Here is a 15654-nt window from a genome sequence, read left to right as displayed (position 1 = left end):
CCTTGAGGCATCGCCACCGGAGAATCGCGCATGAAAGTCAAAGCCGCCGTCGCATTGAAGGCCGGAGCGCCGCTCAGCATCGAAACCGTCGACCTGGAAGGTCCGCGCCACGGCGAAGTGCTGGTCGAAATCAAGGCCACCGGCATCTGCCACACCGACGAATTCACGCTGTCCGGCGCCGATCCCGAAGGCCTGTTCCCGGCCATCCTCGGGCATGAAGGTGCGGGCGTCGTCGTCGACGTCGGTCCGGGCGTGACTTCGCTGAAGAAAGGCGATCACGTCATTCCGCTTTACACGCCCGAATGCCGGCAGTGCGAGTACTGCCTGAATCCGAAGACAAATCTCTGCCAGGCGATCCGCAGCACGCAGGGGCAGGGCCTCATGCCGGACGGCAGCAGCCGCTTCTCGCTCGACGGCCGGCCGGTGCTGCATTACATGGGCACGTCGACCTTCGCGAACTACACCGTGGTGCCGGAGATCGCGCTGGCGAAGATCCGCGAGGACGCGCCTTTCGACAAGGTCTGCTACATCGGATGCGGCGTGACCACCGGCATCGGCGCGGTGATCTACACGGCGAAAGTGGAAGTCGGTTCGAAGGCCGTCGTGTTCGGTCTCGGCGGCATCGGCCTCAACGTCATCCAGGGTCTGCGACTGGCCGGTGCCGACATGATCGTCGGCGTGGATCTGAATCCGCAGCGCGAAGCGATGGCGCGGAAGTTCGGCCTGACGCATTTCGTCAATCCGGCCGAAGTCGAGGGCGATCTCGTGCCTTATCTCGTTTCGCTGACCAAGGGCGGTGCCGACTACACCTTCGAATGCATCGGCAACGTCAAGGTGATGCGACAGGCGCTGGAATGCGCGCACAAGGGCTGGGGCACCAGCATCATTATTGGTGTCGCGCCCGCCGGTGCGGAAATCAGCACGCGCCCGTTCCAGCTCGTCACCGGCCGCAACTGGCGTGGCACGGCCTTCGGTGGCGCGCGCGGCCGCCGCGACGTGCCGAAGATCGTCGACTGGTACATGGAGGGCAAGATCGACATCGATTCGCTGATCACGCATACGATGCCGCTGGAAAAGATCAACGACGCCTTCGACCTGATGCATCGCGGCGAGTCGATCCGCAGCGTAGTGATCTACTGATGACGGTCGAGACACTCTCCGAACACCCCTGCTTCGGCGGTACGCAGGGTTTCTACCGCGTGACCTCGCCGGCCTGCGGCGGGCCGATGCGTTTCGCCGTGTACCGGCCGCCGCAGGCGAGCGTGGGCCCGGTACCTGTGCTGTATTTCCTGGCCGGCCTGACCTGCAGCGAAGAAACGGCGACGATCAAGGCGGGCATGCAGCGTATCGCCAGCGAGCTTGGCCTGATGCTGGTCATGCCCGATACCAGCCCGCGCGATACCGGTATCGACGGTGCGACCGGCGACTGGGAGTTCGGCGAAGCCGCGGGTTTCTACCTCGATGCGACCCAGGCGCCATGGTCTTCGCGCTTCCGCATGGAAACGCATGTCGTGCACGAATTACCTGCGATCATCGCGGCGAATTTCCCGGCCGATATCGAACGCAGCGGCATCATGGGACACTCGATGGGCGGGCATGGCGCCCTGACGCTGGCGCTGCGGCATCCCGGCAAGTACCGCAGCCTGTCCGCGTTCGCGCCGATCATGGCGCCTTCGCGCGTGCCCTGGGGTGAGAAAGCCTTCTCGCGTTATCTCGGCGAGGATCGCGAGGCATGGCGGCGGCATGATGCTTGCGAACTGGTCAGGCAGCGCAAGTTCGGCGGCACGATTCTGATCGACCAGGGGCTGGCGGACAAATTCCTGGCGTCGCAACTGAAGCCGGAGCTGTTCGAAGACGCCTGCGAAGAATCAGGACAGGCGCTAGCCGTTCGCCGACACGAAGGCTACGACCACGGTTACTACTTCATCGCCAGTTTCGCCGAGGATCATCTGCGGCATCACACGGGCGAGCTCGCCTAGTAGATGAACGACTCTACGCCCCTTCCGGTCACCGACGACATCGCCGTCTTCCGGCTGTCGGGCGATTTTCGTTTCGGACAGGTCGTCGATCGCGTGGCCGAGGCCGTCGAACGAGCGGCGGCCTCGGGACAGACGCGCCTGCTGATCGACATCACCGATGCGACGGGTTTCGCACCGCCCAGCCTTGCGGATCGTCATGCGATGGTCCGGCGATTGGCCGAAGCCGCGCGCGGCTTCGTGCGAGGTGCGATGGTGGTGCGTCCGGCCTTCATCGACCCGCAGAAGTTCGGTGTGGTGGCCGCCGCCAATTTCGGTCTGGTTTCGAACGTCTTCCAGCGCGAAGACGAAGCGATGGCCTGGCTGCGGTCGCTGCCCTAGATTGGTTGATGGTGAGTGATTGATGGTGGGTGGTCAGAGACTCCGCTTCACTACCAACCACGAACCGCTCACCAGGCTTTACATCGACGATCGCGGCGCCCGGTCGTCCCGATCGCGGATTTCTTCGCGCAGCTCGCTGAGCTCGCGCAGCAGCGTCTCGATATTGACCTCGTTCTTCAGGTTGACCTTGAAGTCGGTCTCGGCGCGGGCGCGGTCCTTCAGCGATTGCCGGTTCTGGCTCATCACGATCAGCGGGCCCTGTAGGCCGACCAGGATCGCCAACGCCAGATTGAAGAACTGGTAGGGATAGGGATCGAGCGGACGGTCGAGCACGATCGAGGTGTTCATCACGCACCACACGGCCGTCAAGCCGATCAGGAACAGGATAAAAGTCCAGCTGCCGTTGAGCTCGGCCACCTGGTCGGCGAGCCGATCGCTCCAGGTCAGCTTGCGGTCGAATTCCTCGTCCACGTTCTTCGCCGCGCGGGCCGAGAGCAAGGTGTTCGTTTCGCGCAGGCGCTCGCCCATCGTGCGCAGGATGGCCATGGCCGCGCGCGGGCGCCGCTCCAGATAACGTTCGAGCGTCGCGCGCTGCAGTTCCAGCAATACCGTGTCGGTGGTCGCCAGCGCGCTGGCGCTGCGCGGCTTCTCGTCGAACAGAGCGAGCTCGCCGAAGTACTCGCCGCGAGCGATGTCCTTGAGCGAGATGCGGCGCGAACCGTCGCCCGGCAAGTGGATGTTCACGTCGCCGCTTTCGACGATGTACATGGCGTTGCCGCCATCGTCCATGGAGAAGACCATCTCGCCGGCCTTGAAGCTGCGGCGTTCCAGCTCGGCCGACAGGGCAAGAACATCGTCGTCGGACAGGCCTTCGAAAATCGGAATGGAGCGGAGTAGGTGGCCGGTGTTCAAGCGGGCAGTCCTGAAGTTTCCAGGCGGCCATGATACCGCGCGGGCTTCATGCCTTCGTTCACCCGGTTATCCGCCGATTCAGCGCCTTCGGCGGTATGCTGGGGCACTTTCCAAGGAGCCATCCCATGATCGACAAGAACACGGTCTGCCTCTGGTACGACAAGGACGCGCTCGAGGCCGCTCGCTTCTATGCGGCGACGTTTCCCGACAGCGAAGTGAAGGCCGTGCACCACGCGCCCAGCGACTATCCCTCGGGCAAGGAAGGCGATGTCATCACCGTCGAGTTCACCGTGATGGGCATTCCCTGCATTGGTCTGAACGGAGGATCGGCATTCAAGCCCGACGAAGCCTTCTCGTTCCAGGTAGCGACCGACGACCAGGCCGAGACCGATCGCCTGTGGAACGCCATCGTCGGCAACGGCGGTCGGGAGAGCGCCTGCGGCTGGTGCAAGGACCGCTGGGGTATCTCCTGGCAGATCACGCCGCGCGTGCTGACCGAGGCTTACACCGGCTCCGATCGCGCCGCCGCCAAGCGCGTCTTCGAAGCGATGATGGAAATGACGAAGATCGACGTTGCGAAGATCGAGGCGGCGAGGCGCGGTTGAGGCTTCCGAACTAGAGCGGTTGCACGGCGATGATGCTTCCCATCGAACCCGTCCTGGCGTGGCTGGACATCGCGGGCCTGTCCGTCTTCGCGGCCTCCGGCGCGCTCGCCGCTGCGCGCAAGCGCATGGACTTCGTCGGCGCCTGCTTCTTCGCGCTCGTGACCGCGGTGGGCGGCGGAACACTTCGCGACCTGCTGATCGGCGCGCCGGTGTTCTGGATGCACGATCCGACGCCCGTGGCCCTTTGCGTTGTCGTCACCTTCGTCGCCTGGCTGGTTCCGTCGCGCTGGTGGCCGGAGCGCGCGCTCGACTGGCTCGATGCGGCCGGTCTCGCGGCCTACGCGGTGTATGGTGCGGGCAAGGCGCTGCAGTTCGGCGTGCCGGCGGTGCCGGCCGTCGCGGCGGGCATCATCACGGCCTGTATCGGCGGCGTTATTCGCGACATCACCGCCGGCATTCCGTCGATCCTGATGCGGCACGAACTCTACGTCACCGCGGCCTTGATCGCGGCGGCGCTATTCGTCGGATTGAGTAGTGCGGGCGTCCCTGCGCCTTGGCCGACCATTCTCGGTTTCGCCTTTGGCTTCGCTGCGCGCGGCGCGGCCATCCGATGGAAGCTCACGCTGCCGCCGTATCGGGAGAGTTGAGTCACCGAGAGGCGAAGGTTCTGGCGTCGGATCGACGCCAGAGCAAAATCTTGTGTTGCCTTCGCTCAGGTATCTGAACCTCGCGTTCAGCGCTCCACTTGAAGTAGTTCGCGCGATCCCTATCTACCGGGCCGGAACAATTTCGGAGGAACCGGCCATGCTACCGGAGGGCTATCGCTATCTCGGAGAAGGCAGCAAGACCAGTTCCGGGCCGTACACGATGGTCGTGCGCATCTATCAATCCGATCTCGGCGCCTACGGCTATGAAGCCGAAGCGGACGTCACGGATTTGCCTGAGTTCGAAGCGGTGCGCGCGACGGGCTTCGGATTCCGGACGAGCGACGACGCAAACTTGGCTGCCATCGACGCCATCCAGCGAATCCTAGAAGCGCGCAACGAGCCCGGCCGTTGAATCCTGCTGGCGACAGAAAGAAAAAGGCCGGAATCTTGCGATTCCGGCCTTTCCTGAAAGTGGTGGAGAGGATGGGGATCGAACCCACGACCTCGTCATTGCGAACGACGCGCTCTCCCAGCTGAGCTACCCCCCCACTGGCGCGGGAATTATAGGCCGGGCGGGGCAGGCATGGCTAGGCGGCGGCCTTTCAGCCGGGCAGAGCGTTCAGGGAATCGCATAAAGCCGCGTAGTCGGCGGGCAGGGGTTCGGCCCGCGCCGGGCGGGCGAGCAGGGTCGCCAGGGCGGGGGGGACGGGCACTTCGCGACCGATCAGCGGTTCGACGATGCTCTCGAACTTGGCTGGATGCGCGGTGGCGGCGATGGCCCAGGGGCCGCTTTCGCCTTCGCGACGCAGCTGCTGCAGCAGCGAAACGGCGGTGGCCGTGTGCGGGCAGATCGTTTCGCCGATGCGCGCATGCAGTTCGCGGATCGTTTCGCGGATGGTCTCGTCGGAGATAGCGCGCGCAGCGAAGGCGTCGCGCAGCCGCGCTTCGTCGGGATAGAGCCAGCGCAGGCGCTCGAAATTGCTCGGCGCGCCGACGTCCATCGCATTGGCCAGCGTGGACAAACTCGCTTGCGGCGCGTATTCGCCACCGGCGAAAAAATCCGGCAGCACGCGGTTGGCATTGGTCGCCAGGGCGATGCGACCGATCGGCAGGCCGAGCGCGCGCGCGAGCATGGCGGCGAAGGCATTGCCGAGATTGCCGGTCGGCACGACGAAGTTCAGCGGCTCGCCGTGTTCGCACCAGAAGGCCAGCGAACTCGCCGCGTAGTAGCTCATCTGCGGCAATAGTCGGCCGAGGCTGATGCTGTTGGCCGAGCTGAGCGGGATGGACCTCTGCAGTTCGTGGTCGTTCAAGGCCTGCTTCGCCAGGCGCTGGCAGTCGTCGAAACTGCCGGCCACGCGAAAGGCAAACACGTTGTCGCCGTAACAGCCGAGTTGGTGCGCCTGTCGCGGCGAGACGCGACCGTCCGGATACAGCACGACGACGCGCAGGCCGGGCAGGCGATGGAAAGCGCCGGCCACGGCGGCGCCGGTGTCGCCGGAGGTGGCGACGATAATCGTCAATGGTCGCGAGGCGTCGCGCTGCAGTCTTTGCAGGCAGGCGGCGAGGAAACGCGCACCGAAATCCTTGAAGGCGGCAGTGGGGCCGTGGAAAAGTTCGAGGATCAGATCATTCGAAGGCGAACCCTCACCCGCCCTTCGGGCACCCTCTCCCGGAGGGAGAGGGGAGAGTTCCCGCAACGGCGCGGGGAAATCGAAGGCCTGCGCGCAGATCGTATCCAAATCCGACGCCAGCGCATCGGCTTCGAAGAATGGCTGCAGCAGTCGCGATGCGATCTCGGGCAGGGTATCGAGGCCGTTGAAATCGGCGGGCACGCGTCGCGGGAAATGCTGCGGCACGTACAGCCCGCCATCGGGCGCCAGCCCGGCAGATACGGTGGCGCTCAGGCCAACAGCGGGAGAGGTGCCGCGCGTACTGACGTACTTCATGCGAGCAGCTTTGCGGCGGGGCCGGCGATCGGCGAGACGAAGGCATCGCTGTCGAAGCCGGCGTCCGCGAAGCCGGTGCGCATCGCCTTCGACGCCGACTCGGCGTCTTCGCGCGTTTCGAACCAGGCGAACACGCTGGGCCCGGCACCGGAGATACTGGCACCCATCGCATCGTAGTCCAGGGCGGCTTTTTTCACTCGGTCAAAGCCGACGATGAGCGGGGCGCGGCGCGGTTCGACCAATACGTCGCGCAAGCCGGCGCGCACCAATGCCGCGTCGCCGTTCTGGCAACCAGCAAGGACCAGGGCGAGGTTCGCGCTTTGCGCGACGAATTCGCCCAGGGCATAACTGCCTTTCAGGGCTTCGCGGGCGCGGCGCGTTTCCAGCACGGCATGCGGGTGCACGAGCACGCAATGCCATTCCGGCGGAACCGGAATGCGCACGAGATGGTCGGCGGTCGCCAGCACCAGGCCGCCCAGCAGCATCGGTCCGACGTTGTCGCCGTGGCGACCGCCGCTCGCGACGGCCTCGCCGGTCATCGCATGCGGATACAGCTGCTCCGGCGAGAGCGGTTCATCCAGCAAGGCGTTCGCCGCGACGAGTGCCGCGACGCAGGACGCGGCCGATCCACCCATGCCGGAACCGAGTGCGATGCCCTTGTCGAGTTCGAGTTCGAAACCGAAGGGCAGGGCGAGGCTGTCGCGCAGCGCGAGCAAGGCTGCGCCGGCTGTATTGCGTTCGGCTTCCGCAGGCAGATCGGAAACCACCCCACGGATCGCGGCGATACGCACGCAGGGCTCGTCGATGCGGCGCACGACGGCCGTGTCGCCCGCACCGGTGATGCTGTGCCCGAGGATGTCGAAACCGACGCCGACATTGCCCACGCTGGCTGGCGCGAAGGCGCTGGCCCTTTGTTTCTTCATGGAATGCACCAACTCATAATTTGGCTCCAAGATTCGCCGCGACGCGCAGCAGATCGGCGAACACGCCGGCCGCCGTGACCTCGGGGCCGGCGCCCGGCCCCTGTACCACGAGGGGATTCTCCGAATAGCGACGCGTACTGAACTGCACCACATTATCCGTCAGGCGCAGGTGCGCGAAGGCATGATCGGCCGCTAGTTCGACCAGGCCGACGCATGCCTGGGCCGAAGCGCCATCGCGCGCCGGGCGCAGGCTGGCGACGTAGCGAAGCACGTTTCCGCGCGCTTTCGCGGCGGCATGGCGCTCGCGCATCGCCGCGTCCGCTTCGCCGAGGCGCTGCAGGAATTCCTCGCGACTGGCGTCGGCGAGCACGGCTGGCACCAGGCTTTCCACCTGCACCTCGGCCAGCGAGAGCGCGACACCGGCCTCGCGCGCCAGGATCACGAGCTTGCGCGCCACGTCGGTGCCGGAAAGATCGTCGCGTGGATCGGGTTCGGTATAGCCCAGCGCCTTCGCCTCGAGCACGAGTTCCGAGAACGGCTTTGCTCCGTCATAGCGATTGAACAGCCAGGCCAGGGTGCCGGAGAAGATGCCGTCCACGGCCAGCAGCTCATCGCCGGTATCGAGAAGATCGCGCAGGGTCTGGATGATGGGCAGGCCCGCGCCGACGGTCGCTTCATAGCGAAAGCGCGCGCCGCTGCGCGCTGCCGAGGCGCGAATCGCCTGGTAACGGCCCCAGTCGCCGGCACCGGCATTCTTGTTCGGCGTGATGACGTGGATGCCGGCGGCCAGCCAATCGGCGTAGTGCGCGGCGACCGCATCGCTGGCGCTGCAGTCGAGGATGACGGCGTGCGGCAGATGATCGGTACGCACATGCGCGGCGAAGGCGGCGAGATCGCAGTCCTCGCTTGCGCCCTGCATCGCGTCGCGCCAGTCGCCAGCGAAGCCGAGTTCGTCGCGCCATTGGCGCTTGCTGCTGGCCAGGGCCCGCAGGCGCAGGTCGATGTTGGCGTCGCGGCGCAGGCGCGGCATCGCTTCCTGCAACTGGTCGAGCAGGGCGGCGCCGACCTTGCCTGGTCCGATCACCCCCACCGACACCGTTTGTGGCGATAGCCAGAAACCGGCATGCACGGCGCGCAGGGCACGGCTGGCTTCGTGGCTGGCGATGGCGATGGAGATGTTGCGTTCCGAGGCGCCCTGCGCGATCGCGCGCACGTTGACGCGGGCGCGGGCCAGCGCTTCGAACACGCGCGCCGCGATGCCGGGCGTGCCGGCCATGCCGTCGCCGACCGCGGCCAGCACGCTGATCCCGTCCGTCAGGGCGATGTCCTGGATTTGCCCGCGCGCCAGTTCCCGGGCGAACTCCTCGCTCACCGCCGATTTGGCGCGCACCGATTCCGCGACGCGCACGACGCAACAGATCGAATGTTCGGACGAACCCTGCGAAATCATCACCACCGACACGCCGGCCACGCGCAGGGCCTCGAACACGCGTTGCGCGGTGCCCGGCACGCCGATCATGCCGGCGCCTTCGACATTGAGCAGGGCGAGATCGGATGCCAGCGTCAGGCCTTTGACCGGCCCGGAATCGATGCTTTGCGCGGCGATGCGCGTCCCCGGAAATGCAGGACGGAACGTATTGCGGATCAGGATCGGCAGTCCGCGCGCGACGGCCGGCGTCATCGTCTGCGGGTGGATCACTTTGGCGCCGAAATAGGCCAGCTCGCAGGCTTCGTCATAGGACAGGCCAGTCAGAGGCACCGCTTCCGGTACGAGCCGGGGGTCGGCCGACAGCAGGCCGTCGACATCGGTCCAGATATGCAACTCGCTGGCATCGAACAGGGAAGCGAAGATGGCGCCGGAATAGTCGCTGCCGTTGCGGCCCAGCGTTGTCGCGCGGCCGTCGCGCGTTCTTGCGACGAAGCCGGTGATGGCGACGCGCGATGCGGCGTGGCCCTCGCGCCAGCGACGCAGGCTTTCCGCGCTGCGTTCCCAATCGACGTTCGCGCCGAGATCGCCGTGCTCGACCACCAGTACTTCGCGGGCATCGAGCCAGTCGCAGGCATCGCCGGTTTGCCGTAGGTACTCCGCCAATAGGCGCGAAGCCCAGACTTCACCCAGGCCCTGGATACGCTCCAGCGCTTCCCCGCTGCGGATGCCGAGCGCGGAGAGCGCGCGCAACAACACCTCCAGGGTCGCGAATTCCGAAACGAGCCAGTCCTGCAGGGGGCCGGCGTCGCGCAGGAGTTGCGCGGCCGTGGTCAGGTGGCGTTCGCGCAAGGCGGCGTACTCGTCTTGCCAATCGTAACGGCCTTGCGCGGCGTTCTCCGCCAGGGCCGACAACGAATTGGTGACGCCGAACATCGCCGAAGCGACGATGGCCTGCGATTCGCCGACGCGTTCGCGCAAGATCGCCGCGACGCGGCGGAAACCGTCGGCATCGGCAAGCGAAGAGCCGCCGAACTTGTGCGCGATGCGGTCTGGCGATTCCGGCTTGGATCGAGATGAAGCTGGCGACGAACTCATGAAGCCTCCGATGGAGGCCCGCGTCGCGAGAGGAGGGAGCGGGTGCCCGCATCCTCGTCGGGATGCGGGACCGGTTTGCGTGGGAACTATCCGCGCGCGACCGACCGCACCCGAGAACGGGTAGTGGTCGTAGTGGTCGTCGAGCGGAAAGAATGCATGGGTCGAGTGGAACCGATCGAGGTCGGGGCTGTCAAGCCGGCGCCGGGATCAGCGGCGTCAACACCGCCTGCAGCCGCTCATGTCGCCATCCGGCCAACGCATCCGGCCAGCCGCGGCCCTCCAGCAGGCTTTCCAGGTGCTTGCGCGAACAGAGCAGGCCCTCGGGAACATCGAGCGATTGCGCGACTCCCGCCACCGCTTCCTGCATCTTCTTCAACTGGTTCTTGTCGACCTGCTCGGCGCGGCTCAGCGGGATGGCCAGTTCGGCCTCGGACAAGGGCGCGGCCAGCAGGTCCCAGAGTTCGCGACGCGACTTGCGTGGCGCCTTCGGATGGCGATCGAGCACCTCGTTGAAACGATTGAAGTCCTCGGGAACCCGTCGCGCCAGCGCGACGGAAAGTTCGTTGTCGAGGATCCAGCTCTTCGGGCGATCGAGCCGGCGTGCTTCGGCATCGCGCCATCGCAGCAGACGGCACAGCCTGGCCTGGCCTTCGCCGTCCAGCGTCTGCGCGCTTCTCAGGGCCAGGTGCGGATGGACATCGTCGGCGTCGCTGCGGGCATTGCGTACGGCGCGGGCGCAGTCGGCGTCCAGCCAAGCGGCGCGGTCGAGCCTTTCCAGCGCGGCTGCAAGCTGGGCGTGCAGCTCATGCAGGTACAACACGTCTTCGGCGGCATAGTGCAACTGCGAATCCGACAGCGGGCGCCGCAGCCAGTCCGAGCGCGTTTCGCCTTTCTCCAACACCTGCCCGGTCAGTTGCTGCACGAGCTTCTGGTAGCCGAGCCCCGCGCCGAACCCCGCGAGGCCGGCGGCGACCTGCGTATCGAACAAGGGCGAGGGCACGGTACCGCAACCGCGTAGGAAGGCCTGCAGGTCTTCGCTGGCGCTGTGCATGATCTTCAGGATGCGCGGGTCGTCGAGCAGCGAGCGCAGCACCGTCGCCATGCCGGGAACCAGGGGATCGACCAGCAGGACTTCGCCCGGGATGGCGATCTGCACGAGGGCGAGCTGCGGGTAATAGGTGCGCTCGCGCACGAATTCGGTGTCGAGGGCGACCGCGGGCGGGGTGTTCCAGCTTTGCAGGCGCGATTGCAGCGCGTCGGGCGAATCTATCCAGTGGTTCACGTGGGCTTGGACTGATCAAAGCGCTCAGGTTAGCCTAAACGTCTCGAAAGCGGGCCAGATTCACCATGATGCGGCTGCGTTCGTCCTGCCTTGTCGCCGTGCTGCTGTTGTCGATCGCGGGTTGCCGACAGGCCGAGCCGCCGTCGGCCGAGCGCGCGCGCGCGACTGGAACCCCGAAACCATCGCAGGCACTTTCCGCGCCGGCGAGCGAAACGGCGCAGGCGAGCGAGGACTGGCGCCCGGTCCTGCCCGTACTCGACGCCGCGCAAGTCGCGCGCACGTTGCGCCAAGCCGGCCAGTCGCTCGATGCGGGTCTGCTCGAACGCGGAGCCAGCCCCGGCCCGGGGGCGCTGGAGCTCTACCTCGCGGTCCTGGCGATCGAGCCGCAGAATTCCGAGGCGCAGGAAGGATTGCATGCCACGCTCGACGCCTTGCTGGAACGCGGCCGCATCGCCATGCGGGTCGGCGACCTGAAGCAGGCCGGGCGTATCGATCGCGTCGTCGGGAGTTCCCAGCCGGAACACTCCGATCTTGCCGGCTATCGCGAGCATCTTGTCGCCGCGCGCAAGGCGCAGGCCCTGCTCGATACCGCCGACCGTGCCGCGCGCCAAGGTCATTTCCTGTTGCCTGCCGGTGGCAATGCGCAGGAATCGATCCGTCGCGCACGCGCGATCGCGCCGGATTACGCGCCGACGAATGCGCTGTTGCGGCGATGGCATGAATTCCTGTTGCAGCGCGCCTGGAAGGCCGCCGGGCAGGAGGACTATGTGTCCGCGCAATCCCGCCTCGTCGAGGCACGGCGCTGGTGGCCCGAGTCGTCGCGCAATGAAGTGATGGCGCTGCGCATCCTCGAGTTGCGCCAGGCGCTCACCGAGGCCTTGCTCGACCAGGGCAACGCCGCCGTCGACAAGCTCGATCTGGAGCAGGCCGGCAAGAGCCTGGCGCATGTGCGCCGCGTCGCCGCACAGAAGGCCGGACCGGACATGCTGCGCCAGCGCATCTACCTCGCGCGCCACTATGGTCTTTTCGTGCCGGAGCAGATCTTCGCCGAAGGCTTGGCCATCGGCGGCAAGGGGCCGGAGATGGTGGTGATCGCGCACGGCAGTTTCCGCATGGGTTCGCCGGACGACGAACGGGCGCGGCAGGCGGTGGAGGGGCCGCAGCATCGCGTGATCTTCACGCGCGGGTTCGCCATGGCGCGCAACGAAACGACGGTCGGGCAGTTCCGTCGCTTCGTGGTCGCGACCGGTTACCGCAGCGTCGCCGAACGCGCCGGCCGTTCGCGCGTATTCGACGAGAAAACCGGGCAGATGAGCGAGCGCGATGGCGTGAACTGGCGACACGATCATGTCGGCAAGTCGGCTGCCGACGACATGCCGGTGCTGCACGTCGCATTCGAGGACGGCGTCGCCTACGCCGACTGGTTGTCTCGTCAGACCGGGCAGAAGTACCGACTGCCAAGCGAAGCGGAGTTCGAGTACGTGCTGCGCGCCGGCTCCGCAGCCGCTTATCCCTGGGGAGAAGGCGGACCCAAGCGCCTGGTCGGCAATCTGACCGGCGAGGGGGATCAGTCGTCGCGGGGGCGTCGCTGGGGCAATGCCGTATCCGGTTACCGCGATGGTTTCTGGGGGCCGGCGCCGGTGCGGAGTTTTCCGCCTGAGGCTTACGGCAGTTTCGACCTGATCGGCAATGCTGCGGAATGGACGCTGGACTGCTGGCACGACAGTTACCAGCGCGCGCCGATGGACGGCAGCGGCTGGGTCAATCCGGGCTGCCGGCAGCGAGTGGTGCGCGGCGCCTCCTGGGCCAGTGCCCTGGAGCAGGCGCGCTCGGCCTTCCGGTCGGCCATGGACGCGCACGGCACGAGCGCGCGTACCGGTTTCCGCGTCGTGCGCGAACTATGAGTGGAGGCGGACGATGCGCATGAATCCGATGCAGGACCGGCGCAGCTTTGGCGATGGACGTCGCCGTTCCGGCGGAATCCGTTGGTGGGTCATCCTGCTGTTCGCCGGTTACGCGCTCTGGCAATGGTTCGGGAACGCGAAGACGGATCCGTACACCGGTGAGCGCGCGCATTACGGCGCCACGGCCGAAGAGGAATCGCAACTCGGACTGCAGGCTTTCCGCGAAGTGCTGGCGACCGAGCGGGCGCTCGATCCGAACGATCCGGCGGCACGGCAAGTCGCGGAGATCGCGCGTCGCCTGGTCGAACGCGCCGACGAGGTCGAAGCCATCCTTGCCACGCAGCACGGGCAGCCGTCGCCGGAGCTGGCGAAGAGTTTCGATTGGGGCGTGGCGGTGCTGCAATCGGACCAAGCCAACGCGTTCTGTCTTCCCGGCGGAAAGATGGCGGTATACACCGGCCTGTTTCCGGTGGCGCAGAACGAAAACGCGCTGGCCGTCGTGATGGGGCATGAAATCGCCCATGCACTGTTGCGTCATGGCTCGCAGCGCATGGCGCAGCAGAAACTGGTGCAGATGGGGCAGTTGGCCGCGGGCATCGCCTTGGGCGACATGGATCCGCGCCAGCAGCAGATGATCATGGGGGCGCTCGGGGCCGGCGCGCAGTACGGCTTCATCCTGCCCTATGGTCGCGAGCACGAGACGCAGGCCGACGAAGTCGGTTTGATGCTGGCGGCGGCCGCCTGCTACGACCCCAATGCGGCGATTCCCTTGTGGGAGCGCATGGCCCAGCTCAACGGTGGCCAGCGTCCGCCTGAATTCGCCTCGACCCATCCGGATCCGGCCAACCGCATCGAACGACTGCGCGCGCTGATGCCGACGGCGGAGCAGTTCCGGGCGAAATACTGCGGCGCGGGATCGCGCTGAACGCGCGACCGATCAGGAGCGCGCGTCGGTCTTGGCCTTGCGTGCGCGTGGGCGCGCGGGCGTGGGGCGACTGGTTTTTTCCGGCGGGTTCGCCAGGCCGTTCATCAGGCCCTGCTGCAGGCCTTTCCAGATGTCCATATTGCGCTCGGCGATCTGGTTGAGCAGCGAGAACGGCGTCTGGCCCATCAGGTTGCCGAGGTGGCCGCGCAACTGCTGCTGCTGATCGCTGAATATCTGGATGCTGCGCTCGAGATAGCTGCCGATGATGCCTTGCAGCGAGTCGCCGTAGAAGCGGATGACCTGGGTGAGCAGCTGGGTGGAGAAGATGGGCTGGCCGATCAGCTCCTCGTTCTCGGCGATGATCTGCAGCAGCACCGAGCGCGTGAGGTTGTTGCCCGTGCGCGCATCGCGCACTTCGAAGCTCTCGCCTTCCATGATCAGCTGGCGGACATCCTCCAGCGTCACGTAACAGGAGATCTCGGTGTCGTACAGACGCCGGTTGGGATACTTCTTGATGATGCGAATGTCAGCCATACCGCCCCGGGAAAATACTGCAATGCACCAAACGGTGCAGGAATCCCAAGAGACTCGCCGGTTCCGGCGTCAAGTGCAAGCCTGAACGCCAGCAAAATATGTGAACCGGTTCACAAAAATGATGTGAAGTCCGTCACTCATCGAGGACGATGTCCCGAGCGGGGACAAGGCCGGGTTGGAAGGTCGCCACGGCTGCGTTTAGCCATGCTGACGGGGTCTTGCTGCCGCCACCCAGTTCGTTGGGATCCTGCCCCAGCCAGGCATAGGCCGCGCCGAGCGCGGGGAGGGGATCGGCGGGGTCGATCGGGCGGCTGGCCAGGGATTTCCCGAGCTTCTCGCCCTGGCGAAGCTTGAGCAGGGGAAGGTGAGCATAGGACGGCGTGGGCAGCCCCACCTGCCTTTGCAGCCAGATCTGACGTGGGGTTGAATCCAGCAGGTCCGCGCCGCGCACGACTTCGGTGATGCCCTGGGCGTGGTCGTCGACGACCACGGCCAACTGGTAAGCCCAGAGCCCGTCAGCCCGCTTCAGCACGACATCCCCGACCTCGCGGGCGAGATTCTGGCGATAGGGGCCGCGGATGCGATCGTCGAAACCGATTTCGGCGTCGGGGACGCGTAACCGGATGGCCGCCGTCTTGCCGGAAGGGCGAGGCACGCAGGCACGGTGAATGCCGTCGGCAGCCGCCAGGTCGCCGCGGCTGCAGAGGCAAGGGAATGCCCGGCCCTCGGCGAGAAGTCGTTGAAGCGCGGTCTCGTAAAGCGCCGATCGGTCGCTCTGGAAGACGATCGCCTCGTCGGACTCCATGCCGAAAGCCCTGAGCGTCTCGATCTGCTGGCGCGCCGCACCCGGGATTTCCCGCGGCGGGTCGATGTCCTCGATGCGTACCAGCCAGTCGCCGCCGGCGTGGCGTGCGAGCAGCCAGCTTCCCAGCGCGGCCGTCAGCGAGCCCAGGTGCAGTGCGCCCGTCGGGGACGGGGCGAAGCGGCCGCGATAGCGGGTGCCAGGCTGGAGACGGGCTGACTGCGGGGCGGTGTCCGATACCTGCACTTGAAATCAACCGAGCCTGCTCATACTCAGTGAAGCGTAACCGG

Annotated in this window: 15 protein-coding genes and 1 tRNA gene; 8 read left to right on the top strand and 8 right to left on the bottom strand. The window is 66.3% G+C overall.

The window, feature by feature from the left end:
* Window positions 1-30 precede the first annotated feature (30 nt).
* From QM707_RS06595 to QM707_RS06585, 3 genes are read left to right on the top strand one after another with little or no spacing between them, the layout of a single operon-like run.
* The gene (locus tag QM707_RS06595) at window positions 31-1140 is read left to right on the top strand and encodes an S-(hydroxymethyl)glutathione dehydrogenase/class III alcohol dehydrogenase (protein WP_415001062.1); all 1110 of its coding nucleotides are present in this window, start codon (window positions 31-33) and stop codon (window positions 1138-1140) included.
* Window positions 1140-1979, top strand: a complete 840-nt coding sequence (fghA, locus tag QM707_RS06590; RefSeq protein ID WP_415001061.1) for an S-formylglutathione hydrolase — start codon at window positions 1140-1142, stop codon at window positions 1977-1979. The genes QM707_RS06595 and fghA overlap by 1 nt, the downstream gene beginning before the upstream one ends.
* A gap of 3 nt (window positions 1980-1982) precedes the next feature.
* Window positions 1983-2357 (top strand): STAS/SEC14 domain-containing protein, encoded by a 375-nt coding sequence (locus tag QM707_RS06585; protein WP_415001060.1) that lies wholly within the window; start codon window positions 1983-1985, stop codon window positions 2355-2357.
* Window positions 2358-2435: 78 nt separating this feature from the next.
* On the opposite strand, the gene QM707_RS06580 is transcribed toward QM707_RS06585, so the two are convergent.
* Complete coding sequence (locus QM707_RS06580) at window positions 2436-3269, bottom strand: DUF1003 domain-containing protein (protein ID WP_415001059.1); 834 nt, start codon at window positions 3267-3269, stop codon at window positions 2436-2438.
* A gap of 125 nt (window positions 3270-3394) precedes the next feature.
* On the opposite strand from QM707_RS06580, the gene QM707_RS06575 reads away from it, so the two are divergent.
* The 3 genes from QM707_RS06575 to QM707_RS06565 are packed head-to-tail and all read left to right on the top strand — an operon-like array spanning window position 3395 to window position 4933.
* On the top strand, window positions 3395-3874 hold the full coding sequence (locus QM707_RS06575; RefSeq protein WP_415001058.1) for a VOC family protein: 480 nt from the start codon (window positions 3395-3397) through the stop codon (window positions 3872-3874).
* 29 nt (window positions 3875-3903) lie between these two features.
* Window positions 3904-4521 (top strand): trimeric intracellular cation channel family protein, encoded by a 618-nt coding sequence (locus QM707_RS06570; protein WP_415001057.1) that lies wholly within the window; start codon window positions 3904-3906, stop codon window positions 4519-4521.
* A gap of 52 nt (window positions 4522-4573) precedes the next feature.
* Complete coding sequence (locus QM707_RS06565) at window positions 4574-4933, top strand: hypothetical protein (protein ID WP_415001056.1); 360 nt, start codon at window positions 4574-4576, stop codon at window positions 4931-4933.
* A gap of 60 nt (window positions 4934-4993) precedes the next feature.
* Here QM707_RS06565 and QM707_RS06560 read toward each other — a convergent pair.
* From QM707_RS06560 to rnd, 5 genes are all read right to left on the bottom strand, one after another.
* Window positions 4994-5069: transfer RNA gene (locus QM707_RS06560), tRNA-Ala, on the bottom strand.
* 54 nt (window positions 5070-5123) lie between these two features.
* The gene (gene thrC, locus QM707_RS06555; RefSeq protein WP_415001055.1) at window positions 5124-6470 is read right to left on the bottom strand and encodes a threonine synthase; all 1347 of its coding nucleotides are present in this window, start codon (window positions 6468-6470) and stop codon (window positions 5124-5126) included.
* Complete coding sequence (locus tag QM707_RS06550; protein ID WP_415001054.1) at window positions 6467-7393, bottom strand: homoserine kinase; 927 nt, start codon at window positions 7391-7393, stop codon at window positions 6467-6469. The genes thrC and QM707_RS06550 overlap by 4 nt, the downstream gene beginning before the upstream one ends.
* Window positions 7394-7406: 13 nt before the next feature.
* Entirely contained in the window at window positions 7407-9917 is a 2511-nt protein-coding gene (gene thrA / locus QM707_RS06545) for a bifunctional aspartate kinase/homoserine dehydrogenase I (RefSeq protein WP_415001053.1), read from the bottom strand.
* A 190-nt stretch (window positions 9918-10107) separates the two neighbouring features.
* The gene (gene rnd, locus QM707_RS06540) at window positions 10108-11199 is read right to left on the bottom strand and encodes a ribonuclease D (protein ID WP_415001052.1); all 1092 of its coding nucleotides are present in this window, start codon (window positions 11197-11199) and stop codon (window positions 10108-10110) included.
* A gap of 65 nt (window positions 11200-11264) precedes the next feature.
* Between rnd and QM707_RS06535 the strand changes: the two genes are divergently transcribed.
* Window positions 11265-13103: a formylglycine-generating enzyme family protein gene (locus QM707_RS06535; RefSeq protein ID WP_415001051.1), complete on the top strand. Its 1839-nt coding sequence runs from the start codon at window positions 11265-11267 to the stop codon at window positions 13101-13103.
* 13 nt (window positions 13104-13116) lie between these two features.
* Complete coding sequence (locus tag QM707_RS06530) at window positions 13117-14028, top strand: M48 family metallopeptidase (protein ID WP_415001050.1); 912 nt, start codon at window positions 13117-13119, stop codon at window positions 14026-14028.
* A 12-nt stretch (window positions 14029-14040) separates the two neighbouring features.
* Here the strand turns inward: QM707_RS06530 and phaR are convergent, their stop codons facing one another.
* Both phaR and gluQRS read right to left on the bottom strand, forming a co-directional pair.
* Window positions 14041-14562 (bottom strand): polyhydroxyalkanoate synthesis repressor PhaR, encoded by a 522-nt coding sequence (gene phaR, locus QM707_RS06525; protein ID WP_415001049.1) that lies wholly within the window; start codon window positions 14560-14562, stop codon window positions 14041-14043.
* A 133-nt stretch (window positions 14563-14695) separates the two neighbouring features.
* Complete coding sequence (gluQRS, locus tag QM707_RS06520; RefSeq protein WP_415001048.1) at window positions 14696-15610, bottom strand: tRNA glutamyl-Q(34) synthetase GluQRS; 915 nt, start codon at window positions 15608-15610, stop codon at window positions 14696-14698.
* Window positions 15611-15654: the final 44 nt, after the last annotated feature.

It is taken from the genome of Arenimonas sp. (genome assembly GCF_047602345.1).
Lineage (GTDB): Bacteria > Pseudomonadota > Gammaproteobacteria > Xanthomonadales > Xanthomonadaceae > Arenimonas.
This window is presented reverse-complemented; position numbering and strand designations above follow the sequence as displayed.

Coding starts and splice junctions, on each gene's coding strand:
- QM707_RS06530 (WP_415001050.1), top strand. CDS start 13,117: ATGCGCATGAATCCGATGCAGGACCGGCGCAGCTTTGGCGATGGACGT.
- phaR (WP_415001049.1), bottom strand. CDS start 14,562: ATGGCTGACATTCGCATCATCAAGAAGTATCCCAACCGGCGTCTGTAC.
- fghA (WP_415001061.1), top strand. CDS start 1,140: ATGACGGTCGAGACACTCTCCGAACACCCCTGCTTCGGCGGTACGCAG.
- QM707_RS06550 (WP_415001054.1), bottom strand. CDS start 7,393: ATGAAGAAACAAAGGGCCAGCGCCTTCGCGCCAGCCAGCGTGGGCAAT.
- QM707_RS06585 (WP_415001060.1), top strand. CDS start 1,983: ATGAACGACTCTACGCCCCTTCCGGTCACCGACGACATCGCCGTCTTC.
- QM707_RS06535 (WP_415001051.1), top strand. CDS start 11,265: ATGATGCGGCTGCGTTCGTCCTGCCTTGTCGCCGTGCTGCTGTTGTCG.
- thrA (WP_415001053.1), bottom strand. CDS start 9,917: ATGAGTTCGTCGCCAGCTTCATCTCGATCCAAGCCGGAATCGCCAGAC.
- QM707_RS06570 (WP_415001057.1), top strand. CDS start 3,904: ATGATGCTTCCCATCGAACCCGTCCTGGCGTGGCTGGACATCGCGGGC.
- thrC (WP_415001055.1), bottom strand. CDS start 6,470: ATGAAGTACGTCAGTACGCGCGGCACCTCTCCCGCTGTTGGCCTGAGC.
- QM707_RS06595 (WP_415001062.1), top strand. CDS start 31: ATGAAAGTCAAAGCCGCCGTCGCATTGAAGGCCGGAGCGCCGCTCAGC.
- QM707_RS06575 (WP_415001058.1), top strand. CDS start 3,395: ATGATCGACAAGAACACGGTCTGCCTCTGGTACGACAAGGACGCGCTC.